Source organism: Sphingomonas sp. (genome assembly GCF_036387535.1).
GTDB lineage: Bacteria > Pseudomonadota > Alphaproteobacteria > Sphingomonadales > Sphingomonadaceae > Sphingomonas_R.
Genome location: NZ_DASVTO010000132.1, coordinates 1 through 3,123, shown reverse-complemented (window position 1 = coordinate 3,123; position 3,123 = coordinate 1). Strand labels below are relative to the sequence as shown.

Here is a 3,123-nt window from a genome sequence, read left to right as displayed (position 1 = left end):
ATCGCCAGCCCCAGCCCGGTGCCGCCCGCGGATCCGGCTTCATCCGACTGCGCGAACCGGGTGAACAGATGGCTGCGGAACGCCTCCGGTACGCCCGGCCCGCGGTCCTCCACGGTCACGATCGCGCGCCCTTCGCTGCGTTCCGCGGACAGCGTGACCGTGCCGGCGGGCGGGCTGAACCGCACCGCATTGGCCAACAGGTTGGTCACCACCTGCAATAGCCGGCCGTCGTCGCCCCGCACCTGCAACGTGCCCGGCACGATCGCCAGTTCCAGCACGACCTGCTTCAGGTTCGCCAGTCCTTCGCTGCCCTGCGCCGCGCGCCGCAACACGATTGCCAGGTCGAGCGGCTGGTTCCGGAACCGGAATGCGCCCGCATCCATCTTCTCGACGTCCAGCAGGTCGTTGACCAGGTCGATCAGCCGTCGCGAATTCTCCTCGGCCACCGTCACCAGCCGCCGCGCCGCTTCCGGCAGGGTATCGCCGGACGTCGCCCGCAACAGGCCCAGCGCACCAACGATCGACGTCAGCGGCGTGCGCAGTTCATGGCTCACCGTCGCGATGAATTCGTCCTTCAGCCGGTCGACCGCCTTGCGCTCCGATATGTCGCGGATCATCGCGACGACGTGCAGGCCGCTGGACATCGGCATCAGGCCCAGCGCCACGTCGACCGGCATGGCATGTCCGTCGGCGTGGTGCGCGACACGGTCCATCCGTAACGGCTCGGATATTCCCTGCCGGTCCATTCCGATCCGCTCGGCCAGCGTCCCTCCGGGCGGCAGCGCATCGACCAGAACGGCGATGTCACGCCCGATCAGCGCCGCCGGTTCATGGCCGAGCAGTCGTGTCACGGCCGGATTGACCGCCTCGATCCTGCCACGCGGGTCCAGCAATGCGATCACGTCGCTGCTCCCTGAGAACACGCCGCGCAGGCGGGCGGCCGCCACTTGCGCCTGCACCCCCAGCCGGTACCGCAGCCGCTGCGCCCGCCAGGCCAGCGTCAGCCCGCCGCAGATCAGGACCGCCAGCGTTGCGACCAGCGTCCAGACGTTCCGCTGCGTCACGGCCGCATGATCGATCCAGTTCGCGTACCGCGTCACGATCATGCGGTCCTCTTCGGCCGTCATCGCGCCGACGATCGCCCGGACGCGGCGCAGCGGCGATCGCACGTCGCCGTCGACATGGCTGCGCGGGACGCTGGCCTCGCGCAACGTCCCGGCGGACGTCACCACCGCGTCCAGGTCGCGCAGCCTGGCGTCGACCGCCTGCTCCAGCTGCCGGAATCGCGCCGCCTGCTTCGGCAGGCCGGGCAGCAGCGTCTTCAACCGCGCCCGCTGCACGCCGACCGCCCCGGTCGCGGATCGATAGCGATCGCGATGCGCCCCATCCCGGGTCAACCGATAATCCCGCGCCTCCATCTCCGCGTCGCGCATCCGCGACATCAGGTCGGCGATCACGATCCGCCGTTCATAGCAGGCGCTCAACAGGTCGCTTGCGGCCAGGCCGCGTTGATACTCCGCGGAAATCCACGCGGCACTGCCACCCAGGAACAGCATCAGCGCGATTGCCGCCACCAGGAATCGTACGCCCGCCGGGCGCCGCGGCGGCGGCGGCAGGGTGGCGGGGTCGAATGGCTCGATCATGTCCAGCGATGTTCCACGCCCGACCATGCGCCGTTTCAGTCTTGCTTGTCGAGCCACCCGGCCGGCGCCTCGTCCGGCTGCATCCTGCGCTGGAAATGGTGGATCCGGCGGGCCTCCTGCCACAGTTCCATCGCCTGCGGTCCCGCCATGCGGCTCGCCTTCGCGACCGCATCGACATCGTCACGCGCGTCGATGACCTCGAACCGCTCGATATGCCCTGTACGATTGCTCATCAGGTAAAGTCGGTAGGCGGTCATGTCGGTGTCCTGATTGGTCCTGCCACGCAGCCGGCTTCTTAGGGCGCTGTGCCCGACCGACCTACAATCTGGATCAACTATGGGTATTTCCGGGCATTTTGCGCCCGGGCCGCGCGACGGACCAGCCATAGCCGCACGATCAGGACCAGCGCCGCAATCCCGGACGCAGTGCCCAGCAGGGTCGGCAGATGCGGCCGGAACCGGCCGGTCAGTTCCTCGATTCCCTCCCCGAACGCATATCCCAGCGCGGTGAACATCGCGGCCCAGGCCACCGCCGCAACCGCGTTCAACAGCACGAACCGCCGGATCGGCACCTGCGACGTGCCGATCGCGACCGGGCTGATCGTGCGCAGCCCGTACAGGAACCGGAACGCCAGGATGAAACCCACCGGATGCCGTTCCAGCGTCGCGAGCACCCGGGCAAAGGCCGGTCGCGCCATGATCCGCTGGACCCGCGGATGATCGCGATATCGCCGCCCCAGCGCGAAGAAGCTCTGGTCCGCCACGAACGACCCCAGCGCCGTCGCCGCGACCGCGCCCCACACCGGCACCAGATGCCGATGCGCCAGCACGCCACCGGTCAGGACGACGGTCTCGCCCTCCATCCCTGCCCCCACGCACAGCGCGATCAGGCCGTATTTCGCCACCAGCGTTTCGATCGACATCCGGCCGGTCTGCCCGATCCGGCGCACGACCGCCACCATTCAGAAATAGGGCGCGTCGACCAGCCGCTCGGAAATCCACCACAGCGTGCCGCGCGGGTCGCGCACGCCGCCTTGCCGGTCGCCATAGGGCATGTCGTCCACCACCATGATCGGCTCCGCACCGGCCGCGATCGCCCGCGCCATCGCGCGATCGGCGCTGTCGACATACAGATACAGCGACAGCCGACTGGCCGGAAATCCCGCCGCGGTCTCGCTCAGCATGATCATCGTGTCGTCGAATCGCAGCTGGACGTTCGCGATCGCACCGTCCGGCCGCAACGATTGCCCGATTTCCACCGCACCGAACGCCTCGGTCAGGAACGTGACATAGCCGTCGCAATCATCGGCGAAGATATAGGGCACGACCGCCCCGAACCCCGCCGGCCGCCGCATCTACGCCCCGTCGCCGCCTTCACCCGGCGTCGGCGGCAACGACACCCGCCGCGCGCCGTCCACCACCGCGTCCATCCGCGCCTGCTCTGCTTTTTCCGCCGCCACTGCGGCCTTGCTGCGCCCGTG

General features: G+C 69.0%; 4 protein-coding genes. All 4 read right to left on the bottom strand.

Annotation, left to right across the window (positions count from 1 at the left end; translation table 11 throughout):
- Positions 1-1,643: sensor histidine kinase (locus VF649_RS12125; RefSeq protein WP_331012215.1), on the bottom strand; the 1,643-nt coding region annotated here is incomplete at its 3' end.
- 35 nt (positions 1,644-1,678) lie between these two features.
- Positions 1,679-1,900 (bottom strand): hypothetical protein, encoded by a 222-nt coding sequence (locus tag VF649_RS12120; protein WP_331012214.1) that lies wholly within the window; start codon positions 1,898-1,900, stop codon positions 1,679-1,681.
- A gap of 77 nt (positions 1,901-1,977) precedes the next feature.
- Positions 1,978-2,601 (bottom strand): DedA family protein, encoded by a 624-nt coding sequence (locus VF649_RS12115; protein ID WP_331012213.1) that lies wholly within the window; start codon positions 2,599-2,601, stop codon positions 1,978-1,980.
- A gap of 3 nt (positions 2,602-2,604) precedes the next feature.
- Positions 2,605-2,997, bottom strand: a complete 393-nt coding sequence (locus tag VF649_RS12110) for a VOC family protein (protein WP_331012212.1) — start codon at positions 2,995-2,997, stop codon at positions 2,605-2,607.
- Positions 2,998-3,123 lie beyond the last annotated feature (126 nt).

Bases quoted from the DNA above. Each gene is read 5' to 3' on its own strand.
- VF649_RS12110 (WP_331012212.1), bottom strand. From the start codon at position 2,997: ATGCGGCGGCCGGCGGGGTTCGGGGCGGTCGTGCCCTATATCTTCGCC.
- VF649_RS12120 (WP_331012214.1), bottom strand. From the start codon at position 1,900: ATGACCGCCTACCGACTTTACCTGATGAGCAATCGTACAGGGCATATC.